Raw genomic sequence first — 14,522 nt, 5'->3', positions numbered from 1 at the left:
GCGACCTAGGTGATCTGGTCGTCGCCGTGCGGCGCGGGCGCGAGGTCGGTCGGGTGCTGCCGTGCGAGCACGCCGCGGACGTGCTCGCGGAACCACCGGTGCGCGCGATCGGCGTCGTTGCGCGGGTGCCAGGCCATGCCGATCTCGATCGGCGGGATGTCCAGCGGCACGGGGAAGGTGCGCAGCCCGAGCGCGTCGAGCCAGTCGGCCGCGGGAGCCCCGGGCAGGGCGAGGCAGACGAGGTCGGTCGTCCTGGCCAGGAGCATCGCGCTGGTGTGACCGGGCACGGTGATCGGGACCCGGCGACGCAGCCCCTGCTCGGCGAGTGCCGCGTCGATGGGGCCGTGGCGCTTGCCGGTGCGGGACGTGCCGATGTGGTCGGCTTCGGCGAACCGGCGGGCGTCGATGGGGCCGTCGAACAGCGGATGGCCCTGCCGGGCCACGCCCACGAGTGCGGTGGTGATCAGTCGTTCGGAGCACGTCTCCGGGTCGAGGTGGCCGAGCACGCCCAGTTCCAGGTCCACCACGCCCTGCCGGAGCGCGGGAGTGCCCTCGAAGGACTCCGGCAGGAAGACGACGTTCACGTCCGGGGCCTGCGACCGGATCGTGGAGATCAACGGCGCGGCGAGCCCGGCGAGCAGGAAGTCGCCTGCCTGCACGGTGAACACCCGGTGCAGCGTCGCCGGATCCGGGACGTCCGCGGCGGTGAGCACCGACTCGGACCGCTCGATGAGCGCCCGCACCTCGCCGCGGAGTTCGAGGGCTCGCGCGGTGGGCTGCAGCGCCTGACCGGCGCGGACGAGCAGCGGATCGCCCACGATCCGCCGGAGGCTCGCGAGCTTGCGGCTGACCGCGGCCGGTGAGGTGCCGAGCCGGTCGGCCGCCCTGGTCACGCTGTTGTCCGCGAGCAGGGCGTCGAGCACCAGCAGCAGGTTCAGGTCCACGCGCGCCTCCCCATCTTTGCGCTGGGAGCAATGATTCCGTGCTGATCTTTGCATTGCTGACCTGGGTCGGCCCGGCCAGGCTCGGGGGTGTTCGCACGGCGCGGATCGCCGATCGCGCCGTCACCGGAAACGTCCTGAGAAGGAGCCGACCATGCACGATCCCGCCAAGGCCGGGAGGTCCGGCGACGTGCTCGCCGTGGTGAGCCAGAGCGGTTCCACCGTGTCGTTCTTCGACGCCGGGTCCGACCGGGGCGTCGGCGTCGTCGAGGTGCTGCCGGAACCGCACGAGCTGCTGTTCGACCCGACCCGGCGCGTGCTGTGGTGCACGCACGCCTACCGATCGGGCTACTACCACGCGAACACGGGCCGGCGCAGCGAGATCACCGCGATCGACCCGGACGGCAAGCGGATCATCGACGTGGTCGACCTCGCCCCCGAGCACGCTCCGCACGGCCTGGCCCTCGACGCCGACCGCGGTCGGCTGTACGTGAGCGTCGAGGGCGCGCCGGGCCGGTCCGGCGGTGTGGTCGTCGTCGACACCGGCTCGCGCAAACCCCTCGGCCGGATCGACACCGGAGCGCCCGGCCCGCACTGGTTCGCGATCGGCCCGGACGGCACCACGGGGTACGCCACCAACAAGGAGGCGCCGTTCGTCTCCGTCGTCGATCTCGTCGCGGGCGAGCTCGTGGACCAGGTCGAGGTCCCGGGCAGCGAAGGACTGGCGGTATCGGCGGACGGCGCCCGCGTGTACGTCGGGGGACCGTACGTCTCGTTCACCGCGGACGGCTCCGCGAGCGCCAACGGCGTCCGGGTCATCGACGCGGGGACCCGAACCGTCGCCGAGGTGCTGCCGACCGAGAACCGGGTGATGCCGGTGCACCTCACCGCGGGTGGGAAGTTGCTGGCCGGGGAGCTCCGGACGCGTCCGGACGCGGCCTCCGGCGTGACCGGGCAGGATCCCGGCCGGCTGGTGGTGTTCGCGGCGGACGGCCACGAGCGGCTGGGGGAGCTGGAGATCGGCCGGAGTCCGCTCACCATCGCCTCCTCGCCGGACGGCGCCCTCGGTTACGCGTCCTGCGTCGTCGACTCCGCGGTGGACGTGGTCGACCTGGATTCGCTGCGAGTGCTCTCCCGGATCCGGGTCGCGAAGGCCGGGGACGCCGGCGCGCACGGCCTCGCCTACGTCCCGCGCGCCGGGTGAGACGGCGACCGCCGACCGGTTCGCGCGGCGGTGTCGCACGTCCCGGAACGCGCCGGTGCCCGGGTGCGGATCGCGCACCCGGGCACCGGTCGGAGGGGGCGGGAGATCAGCCGCCGTACTCCGGGACGTAGCTGATCTGGTTGTCACCGTTGGCGGTGTCGCCCTGATCGTTGATGACCTTGTCGATCGTGCCCGTGCCGCCCAGCGAGACGGACACGAGGTCGTGCATCTTGACGCCCGGGTTCACCGGAACCTCGAACGAACGCGCGGCCGTGACCTCGGGGTTCGTGTCGAAGAAGCAGTAGCTACCCAGGCCCCACGCCTCGTGGTCGGTGACGCCGTCGGCGACCTTGTAGGCCGCCCAGCCGCCGTCGCCGCCCCACGCAGCTTGGTCCGGCGGGTCGTAGGGGAACTCGTTCTGGAAGAAGTAGGTGCGGCCGCCGTTGCCGTTCCACACCACGTTGTTCTTCTGGTAGTGCTCCACGAACAGGCCGTGCGCGGTGACGTTGTCCCCGTTCACGATGAGCCCGGTCTCGGCGGTGTTGACGTCCCAGCCGACACCGTCGCCGTGGTCGGCGCGCCACATCCACGAGTGGTCGAGCAGCACGTCGTTGCTGTTGATGGTGAGGGTGTTGGTCGCCTTGCCCACGCCGGGGCCGCCGATCCGGAAGAACACGTCCGAGAGCTGCGTCGGGTTCTCCGCGTGGCTCTTGTCCGCGCCTTCCTCGCCGAGGGTCATCAGCGACGGCGAGTTCTGCTCACCGGCGTCGATGAACAGCCCGGCCAGCTTCACACCGTCCACATCGGCCACCGACACCGCGGGCTTGCCGGTGTCGGGGACGAGCGAGGCCATGCCGATGCCGAGCACCACGGTGTCCGGGTTGTCGACCTTGATGGTGTCGTCGAGGTGGTAGACGCCGGGGGTGAACAGCAGGTTCTTGCCCTCGGCCAGCGCCGCGTTGATCGTCGCGGCGTTGTCGCCCTCCTTGGCGACGTAGAAGTCCGCCAGCGAGATCTGCTCACCTTCCGGTGCGCCGTTCGCCCAGCTGACCCCTTGGGTGTTCTCCCGCAGCGCGGGCACGAACACGTTGTAGTTGCCGTCCTCGCCGATGTTCAGGAACGGCTTCTCCCGCAGCTTCGGGGTTTCCGGCACGTTGGTGTGCGACGGGTCCGGGAAGTGCTGCTCGGGAGCGCCGACGGTGCCGGTGAACATCATGTTCCACACCGAACCGTCCCAGCCACCGGCCAGTTCGCTGTTGCGGGTGAGGAACTGCTGCTGCGAACCGGACTCGACCAGGCCGTCGATCTTGGAGTCGGCGATGTAGCCGCCGCTGGCCCAGCCGTCGTACCCGTTCCACAGCTGCATCTGACCGCGCATGTGCATCCGGCGGTACGGAGCGGCCTGGGACACGGCCCAGCGCTCGATCTCGCCGTCGGGCGGCGTGACCGAGAGGTTCTCCGCGGTGCGCCAGAAGTTCTGCGTGGCGTTGCCCTCGCCCAGCCAGTCCGCCTCGACCCGGACGTGACCGTTCAGGTTCACGTCGTCGGGCGACATGCCCAGACCGGCGACCTGGGTGTTGAAGCCCAGGTTCACATCGGCCGAGTAGTCGCCGGGCTGGAACAGGACGGCGTCGCGTTCCGGGCCGAACTGGTTGGTGTGCTGGCGCTCGGCGATCTCGTCGAGCTTGCCCTGCAACTCGCCCGCGGGAGTGGACGGGGTGGCGATGTAGGTGTTGGGCCCGAGGTCCGGGTTCTTCGGGTCGGTGTCGCGCACCGCCTGCGCCGGTTGCGGCGCCGGAGCCTGCGGCTCTGCCCCCGCGGCGGTGACGGTGACGAGCCCGGCGGCCACGGCCGACGCCGTCGCCAGCGCCAACACCGCCTGCCGCGGGCGGGTCTCGGTTCTACCGAAGATCTTCATGCTGCTGCCTGTCTGACGTGGCGGGGGTCTGCGACCCCTCGCGGGTTGAATCCTTGGTGCGCGGAGATGTGCGGTGTCGTCGGCTCCTTCCTCCGGTGGCGGGGTGCGCCCGCGGCCCGAATGGGCGGCGGGAGATCGGGGGACGTCAGCGCGGCGGGGCCTGCGCGGCGGGGAGCGGCATGGCGAGCCTTTCCGACGAGGGCGTGTCCAACGGGTTCGGCGGTCGCCGCCTGGTGGCGGTCCGCGCGGGACTCGTCCGGCTCGTCGTCGCTCGCGGGTGGCCCGTGGGGTGGCCGCTCCCGGGAGAACGCTCCCATGATTCTGCGGTCCGGCGTCCGAAAGTCAAGACCGGAGATCGATCCGGGAATTCCCGGAGATGTGAATGGGAAAAGGAGTTCCGCCCGGATCGTCGGATCGGAACTTGACCCCGGGATTGCCGTGTTGTTAACTCACCGGTGCTCGTCGTCGGAATCGGTTCCGAAGGGCTCTCCCGGTCTCCCGGGCGATGCCGGCGGAGAGCGGTGATGCGATCGGCCGCGGTCCACCCACCGGCTCGGGTGGACCTGTGGTCGCCACGCTCACCAGCAGGTCACAGCGGTGCGGAGCGGGATGCGCGTGGGGCGCTCCCCGGTCCGGCGCCGCAGCGGGCGGACGTCGTCGGGCGGCCGCGCGACCCGCTTGGCGAGAAATCGACAGCGGAATTGACAAAAGGCGCTCGCGCGCGCTCGGAAATGGTGAATCGGCGAGACCGGGCGAGACCGTTCGTGGTCCGTCGTCCGGTCGCAGTCGGCGTTCTCGCGCGATCCGCGACCCGTGTTCTCCGGATGTCCCGTGCGGTCGGGAAACCCGCCGGTCGTTCCGGAACACCCCGGGCGGAGGGCCCGGCGATTCCGCGTTCCCCGACGCCCCGACGCCCCGACACCCCGACACCTCGATACCTCGATACCTCGGATACCCCGGGACACCCCGGACACATGCAGGACACCCCGGAACGAACGACGGGGCCGACCGCGCGTGCGCGACCGGCCCCGTCCGGAGCTCGCTCAGCTCAGGATAGGCAGCGACCGGCGCACCGCAGGCGTCACCCCGTCGCTGGCCGCGGCCGCCGCGACGCGCTCCGCGTCCGGCCTGCCGTACAGGCTGGTGCGCTGCCGCAGCGGACGCCCGGTCGGCGCCACCAGCTCCGCCAGGTCGCTGATCGTCTTGAAGGAACCGTTGTCGGCACCGGCCATCCTGCTGATCGTCTCCTCCATCAGCGTGCCGCCCAGGTCGTTCACGCCGCCCGCGAGCACGTCCCGGCAGCCGTCCACGCCGAGCTTCACCCACGAGCACTGGATGTTGTCGATCAGCCCGTGCAGCAGGATGCGCGCCACCGCGTGCACCGCCCGGTTCTCCCGCGGCGTGGTGCCCGCCCGTGCCAGCCCCGCCAGGTAGATCGGCGAGTTCTGGTGGATGAACGGCAGCAGCACGAACTCGGTGAACCCGCGCTTCCCGGTCTTCTCCAGGGTTTTCCGCTGCAACTCGCCGATGAGCTTGATGTGCCCGACCCAGTGCTCCGGGGTGTCCACGTGCCCGTACATCATCGTGGAGGTGGTGGGGATGCCGAGCTCGTGCGCGGTGCCGACCACTTCGATCCAGCTGGAGGTGGGCAGCTTGCCCTTGGTGAGCACCCAGCGCACGTCGTCGTCGAGGATCTCCGCGGCGGTGCCCGGCAACGAGTCCACACCGGACTCGTGCGCGCGGGTCAGCCAGTCCCGGATGGACAGGTTCGTGCGGGACGCCCCGTTGACGACCTCCATCGGGCTGTAGGAGTGCAGGTGGATGCCGGGCTGCCGCCGCTTCACCTCGGCGGCCAGGTCGAAGTAGGCGGTGCCGGGCAGGTCCGGGTGGATGCCGCCCTGCATGCAGATCTCCGTCGCGCCCGCCTCCCACGCCTGGTCCACCCGGTCGCCGACCTGGGACAGCGACAGCGTGTAGGCGTCCGCGTCGGTGCGCCGCTGCGCGAACGCGCAGAACCGGCAGCCGGTGTAGCAGACGTTGGTGAAGTTGATGTTCCTGGTGACCACGAACGTCACGTCGTCACCGACCGCGTCCCGGCGCAGCCCGTCGGCGAGCGCCGTCACCGCGTCCAGGTCGGCGCCGTCGGCGTGCAGCAGCGCCAGCGCGTCCTCGGTCGGCAGGTTCGCCGGGTCCTGCTCGGCGCGCTGCAGCGCGGCCCGCACGTCGGAGTCCATCCGGCGCGGCGCGGTCGGCACCCGCTCGGCCAGTTCGCCCCAGTCGCCGTAGACCGAGTCGAAGTCGCTGCGCCGGTCGCCGGTGCGCCCGACCGTGTCCACCTCCACGTGCAGGTCGGTGCGCCCGCTGCCCGCGAGGTTCTGCCAGCCGCCGTCCGGTTCCTGCCAGGTGATGCCGGTCGGCTGCGCGCCTTCCTTGGCGAGGCCGGTGTCCGGGTCGGCGAGCGCGGCGACGTGCGCGTTCAGCCGCGGGTCGAGCCACGGCTCGCCTGCCTGCACGTACTCGGGGTAGATGGTGAGGCGCTCGCGCAGCCGGAACCCGGCCTGCTCGGTGAGCCGCGCCAGCTCGTCGATCTGCGGCCACTCGCGCTCCGGGTTCACGTGGTCCGGGGTCAGCGGCGACACCCCGCCCCAGTCGTCGATGCCGGCGCGGATCATCAGCGCGTACTCGTCGCCGATGAGGTTCGGCGGCGCCTGCACCCGCATCTTCGGGCCGAGCACGATCCTGGTGACCGCGATGGTGGCGGCCAGTTCTTGCAGGTCGGCGTCGGGGGTGGCGCGCATCTTCGTGTCCGGCTTGGCGCGGAAGTTCTGCACGATCACCTCCTGGATGCCGCCGTAGGCGCGGGCCGCCTTGCGGATCGCGAAGATCGCGTCGGCGCGCTCGCCGTGGTCCTCGCCGATGCCGATGAGGATGCCGGTGGTGAACGGCACGGTGGTGCGACCGGCGTCCTCCAGGACGCGCAGCCGCACCTCGGGATCCTTGTCGGGGGAGCCGAAGTGCGGGCCGCCCTTCTCGGTGAACAACCGGGCGGCGGTGGTCTCCAGCATCATGCCCATGGACGGCGCCACCGGCTTGAGCCGCTGCAGCTCCTGCCAGCTCATCACGCCCGGGTTCAGGTGCGGCAGCAGGCCGGTCTCCTCCAGCACCCGGATCGCCATCGCCCGCACGTAGGACAGCGTGTCGTCGTAGCCGTGCGCGTCGAGCCAGTCGCGCGCCGCCGTCCACCGGTCCTCCGGGCGGTCGCCGAGGGTGAACAGCGCTTCCTTGCAGCCCATCGCCGCGCCCTTGCGGGCGATGTCGAGGACCTCGTCGGGGGACAGGTAGGGCGATTCGACGCGACCCGGCACGGTGACGAACGTGCAGTACCCGCAGCGGTCCCGGCACAACCGGGTCAGCGGGATGAACACCTTGCGGCTGTAGGTGATGACGCCCTCGCGGCCCACGTCGCGCAGCCCGGCGTCGCGGGTGCGGGCCGCGTACTCGGCCAGCCGGTCCAGGTCGGCGTCCCGCGCCTGCAGCAGCACGGTGACCTCGTCGTGGTCGAGCGCCTTGCCGTCCCGCGCGCGGGCGAGGGCGCGGCGCATCGCGGAGGCGTTCGGAGCGGCCGCGGTGGTGGGAACGTCATCGGAAGCCATGCGGAGAACGCTAAGCGGCGCGCGCCGGGGCTCGCCAGTACACGAACGCGGCCACCGGTCACCGCGCCGTCACCGGGGGTGTCGTGCCTGATCAGCGGCTCACATCCGGTTGTGGGAGGCCGTGGCCGCGTGTATTACCTAAAGCATGGCTTCGATCGTCGGCAAGCGGATCGGGGGCCGCACCTACTACTACGCGGTGGAGTCCGCGCGGGTGGGCGGGAAGCCGCGGGTCGTGTCCCAGCGCTACCTCGGGACCGCCGAGGACGTGGCGGCCGCGGTGGACCGGGTCGCCGCCGAACCCGAGCACACCCGGCACCTCGCGTTCGGCGAGGTCGCCGCGGTGTGGGGCGCGATCCGGCGGCTGGACCTGGCCGGGATCGTGGACGCGGCCGTCGGCAGGCAGCGCGCCGCGGTCTCCGCGGGCACCGTGGTGGCGCTGGCGGTGCTGCACCGGGCCACCGCGGACCGGGAACCGGCGCGGTGGTGGCCCGAGGTGTCCCGGCTGATCCGCCCCGAGCCGCCCGCGCAGCTGTGGGAACCGGGCCGGATGCGCCGCGCGCTGCGCAAGATCGGCCCGGAGCAGCGCCGCGAGGTGGAGTTCGGGGTGGCCGCCGCGGTGCGCGACCAGCTCGGCGCCCCGGACGTGCTGCCCGCGCTGGTCGTGGACGTCCCGCACCTGAGCTCGCCGACCGCGCCGGACCGCGGCGAACCGGCCGGGATGGGCGTGCTGGTCAGCAGGGACGGCACCATCCCGCTGCTCACCCAGGACCACCTGTGCGGCCGGGCCGACCGCGCGCCGTACGGGGAGCTGGCGCAGCGTCTCGCCGAACGGCACCGGGAGCGGGCGGGCACCGGCGAGATCACCGTGGTGCACGACGCGGGCACCCATCCGCACGCGCACCCGGACGCGGAGCTGGGCTTCGTCGGCGGCCTGCTGCCCGGCGACCACCCGGAGCTGCTGGGGCACCCGCCGACGGCGCGGCGCCCGGTCGATCCGCGGCGGCTGCCGGGGTTGACGGTGCTGGACACCCGGGCGGTGGTGGACGGGGTGAGCAGGCGGGTGCTGCTGACCCACTCGGAGACGCTGCACGCGGCGCAGGCCCGCGGGTTCACCGAGGCGCTCGGCCAAGCGGCGCGGCGGCTCGACGGGCTCGCCGAGGCGCTCGCCGCGGGGGACAACCGGCGGTCCCGGGACCACGTGCTCGCGGAGATCTCCCGGATCACCCGGGTGCGCTGGCTGGACCGGGTGCTGGTGACCTCGTTGCAGGGGTCGGCGCCGGGGGAGCTGGGGCTGCGCTGGCACATCGACGCGGCGGCGCGCAGGCGGGTGGCCGCGGAGTTCTTCGGCAAGCAGCTGCTCGTCACCGACCGGGACTCGTGGTCCGCCGCCGAGGTGATCACCGCCTACCGCGCCCGCTACCACCTGGACTCCACGTTCGGCAGGCTCCGCGGCCCGCAGGCGCGCGGGCGGGCGGACGCGGAGCGGATCGCGGTGGACCGGATGATCTCGGTGCTGGCCGTGTCGGTGCTGCACCTGATGCGGCAGGAGGCCAACCAGGCCGGGCTGGACCTGTCGGTGCGGGAGATGTTCGAGCAGCTCGCGGGTATCCAGGAGACGGTGCTGCGCTACCCGTCGACCGGGGGCAGGCCGCGCACCCGCCGGGTGATCACCGACCGCACCGAGGTGCAGCAGCGCCTCTACGACCTGTTCGACCTGGACCGCGCCGCGCCGCGCAGGCGGTGAGCGGCCGGAATCCGGCGGAACATGGCCGTTTTCCCGCGGTCCCGGGAAGTCGATCACTCCTAGCGTGAGGTCATCGGACCGGACTACGGAGGACTGATGACCGAGAACCCGGGCGCACCCGCCCCCACCGCCGCGATGCTGGTGTTCGACGGGATGACGCTGCTCGACCTGGTCGGCCCGCAGGCGGTGTTCACCGCGGCGGGCATGCAGGTGTCGCTGGTCGGGGCGACGCCGGACCCGGTGCGCTGCGACAGCGGGGCGCGCATCGAGCCGACGGCCACCTTCGCGGACTGCCCGGCCGAGGTGGACGTGCTGTTCGTGCCGGGCGGGGACGTCGGCGCCCTGCTGTCCGACGCGGCGGTGCTGGAGTTCCTCGCCGACCGCGGCCGCACCGCGGGGTACGTCTGCTCGGTCTGCACCGGGTCGCTGGTGCTGGCCGCGGCCGGGCTGCTCGACGGGTACCGGGCGGCGACGCACTGGGCGACGCGGGAGCTGCTGGCCGGGCTCGGCGTCGAGGTCTCCGCCGAGCGGGTGTGCGTGGACGGCGACCGGATCACCGGCGGCGGCGTCACCGCGGGCATCGACTTCGGGCTCACCCTGGTGGCCCGCCTGCTCGGCGCGGAGACCGCCGAGTTCGCGCAGCTCGTCCTGGAGTACGACCCGGCGCCGCCGTTCGACGCGGGTACGCCGGAGCGCGCGCGGCCGGAGCAGGTCGCCCGGCTCCGCGAATTCCTGACCGGACCGGGCGCCGCGCTGGTCGCCGCGGTCGAACGCGTCGGCCGCCGCGCGGGCTGACCGCAGGTCCGGATGGAGGAATCCCGCGCGGGGCAACGGGATTCCTCCTTGCGCGCGCCCGCGCCGTCTGGTGGGTTCGAAGCGGAGCCGCCGCAGCGAGGAGCCGCCGATGACCGCCCGCATCCTGGACTTCGAGACCGTGGACCTGCGGTTCCCCACCTCGCGGGAGCTCGACGGCTCCGACGCGATGAACCCGGCTCCGGACTACTCGGCGGCCTACCTGGTGCTGCGCACCGACCACCCGCAGGCCCCCGAAGGCCACGGGTTCACCTTCACCATCGGCCGCGGCAACGACCTCGTCGTCGCCGCCGTGGAGGCCGTCGCCCGCCGGACCCGCGGGCTACCGGTGGAGGAGATCGCCGCGGACCTCGGCGGGTTCGCCCGGCACCTGGCCGCCGACAGCCAGCTGCGCTGGCTCGGCCCCGACAAGGGGGTGCTGCACCTGGCGACGGCCGCCGTGGTCAACGCGGTGTGGGACCTGGCGGCGAAGCTCGCGGGCAAGCCGGTGTGGAAGCTGCTGGCCGACCTGCCGCCGGAACGCATCGTGGACCTGGTGGACTGGCGCTACCTGCGCGACGAGCTGAGCCCGGCGGCGGCCCTGGACCTGCTGCGCCGCGCCGAACCCGGCCGCGCCGAACGGGAACGGCGCATCCGGGAGCACGGCTACCCGGCCTACACCACCAGCGCGGGCTGGCTCGGCTACGACGACGAGAAGCTGCGGCGGCTGTGCCGGGACGCGGTCGCCGCGGGCTGGGACTCGGTGAAGCTGAAGGTCGGCGCGGACCTGGACGACGACCGGCGGCGCTGCCGCATCGCCCGCGAGGAGCTCGGGCCGCACCGCCGCCTCATGATCGACGCGAACCAGACCCTCGGGGTGGCGGACGCGATCCGCTGGCACCGCGGCCTCGCCGAGCACGACATCCACTGGTTCGAGGAACCCACCAGCCCCGACGACGTGCTCGGGCACGCCGCGATCCAGCGCGCCATCGCCCCCACCCGCGTCGCGACCGGCGAGCACGCGCACAACGCGGTCATGTTCAAGCAGTTCCTGCAAGCGGAGGCGATCGGCGTCTGCCAGCTCGACGCGTGCCGGCTCGCCGGGGTCAACGAGGCCGTCGCGGTGCTGCTGCTGGCCGCGGCGCGCGGGGTGCCGGTGTGCCCGCACGCAGGCGGTGTGGGGTTGTGCGAGCTGGTGCAACACCTGTCGATCTTCGACTTCGTGGCGGTGAGCGGCTCGCTGGACGGCCGGGTGGTGGAGTACGTGGACCACCTGCACGAGCACTTCGCCGACCCGGTGCGGCTGCGCGGCGACCGCTACCTGCCGCCGGAGGAACCGGGCTACAGCGCGCGCGTCCTGCCCGAGTCGCTGCACCGCTTCCGGTTCCCCGACGGCCCGGCGTGGGCGGACGGGTGAGCCCGCGGCCGCCACGGTCGGCGGCTACCGCGAACCGCCCGGAACGGGCAGACTTCCCCTGATCATCGACGCGGGCTGGGCGGAAGGGGAACCGATGCGGCGTGCGAGACCTGGGATGTCGATGCTGTGCGGAGCGCTGGTGGCGATGGTGCTGCCCGCCACGGCGGCGGGGGAGGGCGCGGAACCGGCGGCGACCGGGACCCCGCTGTCCGCGGATGTGGCCTACTACCCGACCACCGTCCGGTTGGCGCACGCCGGCGAGGAGAACGGGGCGGTGCTGACGGCGACGGTCAGCTTCGGCTCCGGCGGCGGTTCGGTGCCGATCTACGAGAGCACCGACGACGGCGCCACCTTCGACGAGGTCGGCCGCATCACCGACGACGGCTTCGGCGAAGGCCTGTGCTGCGGTTCCCTGCTGGAACTGCCCGGCGCAGTGGGAGATCTGCCGGAAGGCACCCTGCTGTGGACGGGCAGCGCGGGCGCCGACCAGGAGACCGACCGGCGGATGCGGCTGCCGGTGTTCGAGAGCCGGGACCGCGGCCGCAGCTGGACGCAGCTGTCGACCTGCGCGACCGGTACCGGCACCGGCGGCATGTGGGAACCCGAGCTGGCCGTGGACGCCGCCGGAACCCTCGGCTGCTACTACGCCGACGAGAACCAGCCCGGGCACAGCCAGGTGCTGCACCGCACCACCTCCACCGACGGCGTGAACTGGAGCGCGCCGGAACCCGTGGTGCAGGTCCCGGAAGGCGACCTGCGGCCCGGGATGGCGGTGGTGCGACCGCTGCCGGACGGGCGCTACTACCTGTCCTACGAGATCTGCGGTGGTGGCGACCCCTACCACTGCGCCGCCTACTTCCGGCTCTCCGACGACGGCTCGGACTGGGGCGACCCGGCCGCGCACGGCACGCTGCTCGCGACCGAGGACGGGCGGTTCTTCGCGCACGCGCCGAAGATCACCGTGACGCCGGACGGGAAGGTCGTCACCGTCGGGCAGGAGCTCAAGCACGCCGACGGGACCGTCGCCGAGGGAAACGGGGCGACGCTGTTCGTCACCGACCGGCCGGGATCGAGCACGCCCACCGCGATCCCCGCACCCGTCGAGGTTCCGGCGGCGCGCGACGACCCGTGCCCGAACTACAGCTCCTCGCTGCTGCCGGTCGGCGAGGACCGGATCCTGGAGATCGCCACCGACTACGACGACGGGGGTGCCTGCAAGGCCTACTTCGCGACCGGAGACCTCTGACCGGCGAGGACCGGAGGACCACGTCGTCGGCAGGTCCGCCGCCCGCTCCGCGAACACCGCCGCGCAGCGCGCCGGTTCGGTTCGGTGCGGGTCGGAGGGTCGGTGCTCCGGGCCCTGCTCCAGCCGGACGCGGTAGTCCACGCGGATCCCGGCGGCCTGCGCGACCTCCTCCCGCCGCAACCCAGGAACCCGGTGGCGCCCGCGGAGCGCACGCCCGGTTCGGCGGGGCCGAGCCGCGTGCGGCGGGAGCTGACGAACGCGGTAGGGGAACGACCGGCCCGGGGCGCTGATCGGCGCGCGCCGGGACCTGCGGCACCCGGGCGGTGCGCGTCAGGGGATGTCGGGTTCGGCGGGGAGGCGGCCTTCGCGGCGGAGGATGGACAGCGCCAGCAGGATCTGCGGCCACACCGTCACGTCGCTGAGGTCCAGGTGGGTCAGCGACTCCATCCGCCGCAGCCGGTTGAGCACCGTGTTCCGGTGGCAGTACAGCGATTTCGCCGCCCGCAGCGTCGAGCCGAGCGACCGGATCCACACCGACACCGTGTGCAGCAGCTCCTCCCGCTCGGCGGTGGGCAGCGCGAGCACCGGGCCGAACGTCACCAGCACCATCCGGTCCGCCAGCTCGGGCGAGCTCAGCGCCAGCGCGTCGGGCAGGCATTCGTCCAGCGACACCGCGCCCGGCCGGTGCGCGGGCAGCGTCGTCATCGCCAGCATCGCCATCCGGTACCCGGCACCGACCTCCATCAGCGCCGACAGCGATTGGGACACCCCGATGCGCGCCACCGCGCGTTCGCGCAGCGCGGTCGCGATCTCGGCGGGCTGGCCGTCGCCGATGGCGATGATCCCGACCTGGCAGCCGGTGCGCAGCCGCCACGTGGAGTCCAGGCTGCGGCGCCGCAACCCGTCGGCGAGCTCGCGCGGCGAGGCGGGACGTTCCCCGGACGTCTCGGCGACGGCCACCACGAACCGCTTGCCGCGCCCCAGCCCGAGCAGGTGCTCGGCCTCGCCGCGCACCTCGGCGGCCCGGCCGTCCAGCAACGCGTCCATGATCATCGTGGTGCGCAGTTCCGCGCCGCCCTGCAGCTCCTGCTCCGCGGAGTGGTAGCTCAGCGCCATCTCGATGGAGAACCGCTCGGTGACGCCCCACAGCTCCCCGGCCGAGCCGACCAGCTCCTGCAACCGCCGCGGGTCGTGCGCGCCCGCGTGCTCGGCCATGTCCGCCCACAGCACCTGGCCGCTGAGCCGCCACGCGTGCAGCACCCAGTCCAGCGGGCAGTGCTGCTGCGCCCGGCGCATCCCGGTGCTGCGCGCCGGTCCCAGCAGGTCGGGCAACGCGGGCCCGGTACCGGTCAGCGTGGTCAGCATGCCGTGGATGTTGTCCCGGCAGGAGCGCCACAGGTCGTCCTTGGCGACCGGCCCGTCCGGGGTGTACACCGAACCCCACGTCTGGTCCACGAGCGCGTCGGCGAGGCAAGGAACCCGCGTCAGCGAGGTCCGCGCCAGCCCCGCGAGCATCCGCAGTTCCCCGTCGCCGAAGTCCTGACCTGGCTGTTCCGCGGTGGATTCGTCGGCCATGAGCTCCGCTCCTTTGCGGCTGCCGGGAGCAC

The 14,522-nt window shown here is 72.9% G+C and carries 9 protein-coding genes; 5 read left to right on the top strand and 4 right to left on the bottom strand.

Annotated features, from left to right (window positions below; translation table 11 throughout):
- Window positions 1–5: 5 nt before the first annotated feature.
- Window positions 6–944 carry a LysR family transcriptional regulator gene (locus AC29IT_RS18145; RefSeq protein ID WP_358440416.1) on the bottom strand — a complete coding sequence of 313 codons (939 nt, stop codon included), beginning with the start codon at window positions 942–944 and terminating at the stop codon, window positions 6–8.
- Between the two features lie 151 nt (window positions 945–1,095).
- Here AC29IT_RS18145 and AC29IT_RS18140 point away from each other — a divergent pair, with 151 nt between their 5' ends.
- The gene (locus tag AC29IT_RS18140; protein WP_488219544.1) at window positions 1,096–2,145 is read left to right on the top strand and encodes a YncE family protein; all 1,050 of its coding nucleotides are present in this window, start codon (window positions 1,096–1,098) and stop codon (window positions 2,143–2,145) included.
- A 106-nt stretch (window positions 2,146–2,251) separates the two neighbouring features.
- On the opposite strand, the gene AC29IT_RS18135 is transcribed toward AC29IT_RS18140, so the two are convergent.
- Complete coding sequence (locus tag AC29IT_RS18135) at window positions 2,252–4,063, bottom strand: sialidase (RefSeq protein WP_358440421.1); 1,812 nt, start codon at window positions 4,061–4,063, stop codon at window positions 2,252–2,254.
- Between the two features lie 1,043 nt (window positions 4,064–5,106).
- Window positions 5,107–7,716: a bifunctional FO biosynthesis protein CofGH gene (locus AC29IT_RS18130; protein WP_488219543.1), complete on the bottom strand. Its 2,610-nt coding sequence runs from the start codon at window positions 7,714–7,716 to the stop codon at window positions 5,107–5,109.
- 145 nt (window positions 7,717–7,861) lie between these two features.
- Between AC29IT_RS18130 and AC29IT_RS18125 the strand changes: the two genes are divergently transcribed.
- The 4 genes from AC29IT_RS18125 to AC29IT_RS18110 all read left to right on the top strand — a co-directional run bounded on the left by AC29IT_RS18125 (window position 7,862) and on the right by AC29IT_RS18110 (window position 12,915).
- A complete protein-coding gene (locus AC29IT_RS18125; RefSeq protein WP_358440426.1) occupies window positions 7,862–9,460 on the top strand; it encodes an IS1634 family transposase in 1,599 nt (532 codons plus the stop codon).
- Window positions 9,461–9,556: 96 nt separating this feature from the next.
- On the top strand, window positions 9,557–10,255 hold the full coding sequence (locus AC29IT_RS18120; RefSeq protein WP_488219542.1) for a DJ-1/PfpI family protein: 699 nt from the start codon (window positions 9,557–9,559) through the stop codon (window positions 10,253–10,255).
- A 109-nt stretch (window positions 10,256–10,364) separates the two neighbouring features.
- Window positions 10,365–11,669, top strand: a complete 1,305-nt coding sequence (locus AC29IT_RS18115; protein WP_488219541.1) for an enolase C-terminal domain-like protein — start codon at window positions 10,365–10,367, stop codon at window positions 11,667–11,669.
- A gap of 115 nt (window positions 11,670–11,784) precedes the next feature.
- Entirely contained in the window at window positions 11,785–12,915 is a 1,131-nt protein-coding gene (locus tag AC29IT_RS18110) for a sialidase family protein (protein ID WP_488219540.1), read from the top strand.
- Window positions 12,916–13,245: 330 nt separating this feature from the next.
- Here the strand turns inward: AC29IT_RS18110 and AC29IT_RS18105 are convergent, their stop codons facing one another.
- A complete protein-coding gene (locus AC29IT_RS18105; RefSeq protein ID WP_488219539.1) occupies window positions 13,246–14,490 on the bottom strand; it encodes a PucR family transcriptional regulator in 1,245 nt (414 codons plus the stop codon).
- Window positions 14,491–14,522: the final 32 nt, after the last annotated feature.

The sequence above is a fragment of the Saccharopolyspora sp. MMCC62 genome (assembly GCF_057736575.1).
Note: the sequence above shows the minus strand (reverse complement) of the source record. Positions and strands in the feature narration are given on the sequence as shown.

What these genes read in the sequence shown, in the direction of transcription:
- AC29IT_RS18140 (WP_488219544.1), top strand. Translation starts at nt 1,096, where the DNA reads ATGCACGATCCCGCCAAGGCCGGGAGGTCCGGCGACGTGCTCGCCGTG.
- AC29IT_RS18135 (WP_358440421.1), bottom strand. Translation starts at nt 4,063, where the DNA reads ATGAAGATCTTCGGTAGAACCGAGACCCGCCCGCGGCAGGCGGTGTTG.
- AC29IT_RS18130 (WP_488219543.1), bottom strand. Translation starts at nt 7,716, where the DNA reads ATGGCTTCCGATGACGTTCCCACCACCGCGGCCGCTCCGAACGCCTCC.
- AC29IT_RS18125 (WP_358440426.1), top strand. Translation starts at nt 7,862, where the DNA reads ATGGCTTCGATCGTCGGCAAGCGGATCGGGGGCCGCACCTACTACTAC.
- AC29IT_RS18120 (WP_488219542.1), top strand. Translation starts at nt 9,557, where the DNA reads ATGACCGAGAACCCGGGCGCACCCGCCCCCACCGCCGCGATGCTGGTG.
- AC29IT_RS18115 (WP_488219541.1), top strand. Translation starts at nt 10,365, where the DNA reads ATGACCGCCCGCATCCTGGACTTCGAGACCGTGGACCTGCGGTTCCCC.
- AC29IT_RS18110 (WP_488219540.1), top strand. Translation starts at nt 11,785, where the DNA reads ATGTCGATGCTGTGCGGAGCGCTGGTGGCGATGGTGCTGCCCGCCACG.
- AC29IT_RS18105 (WP_488219539.1), bottom strand. Translation starts at nt 14,490, where the DNA reads ATGGCCGACGAATCCACCGCGGAACAGCCAGGTCAGGACTTCGGCGAC.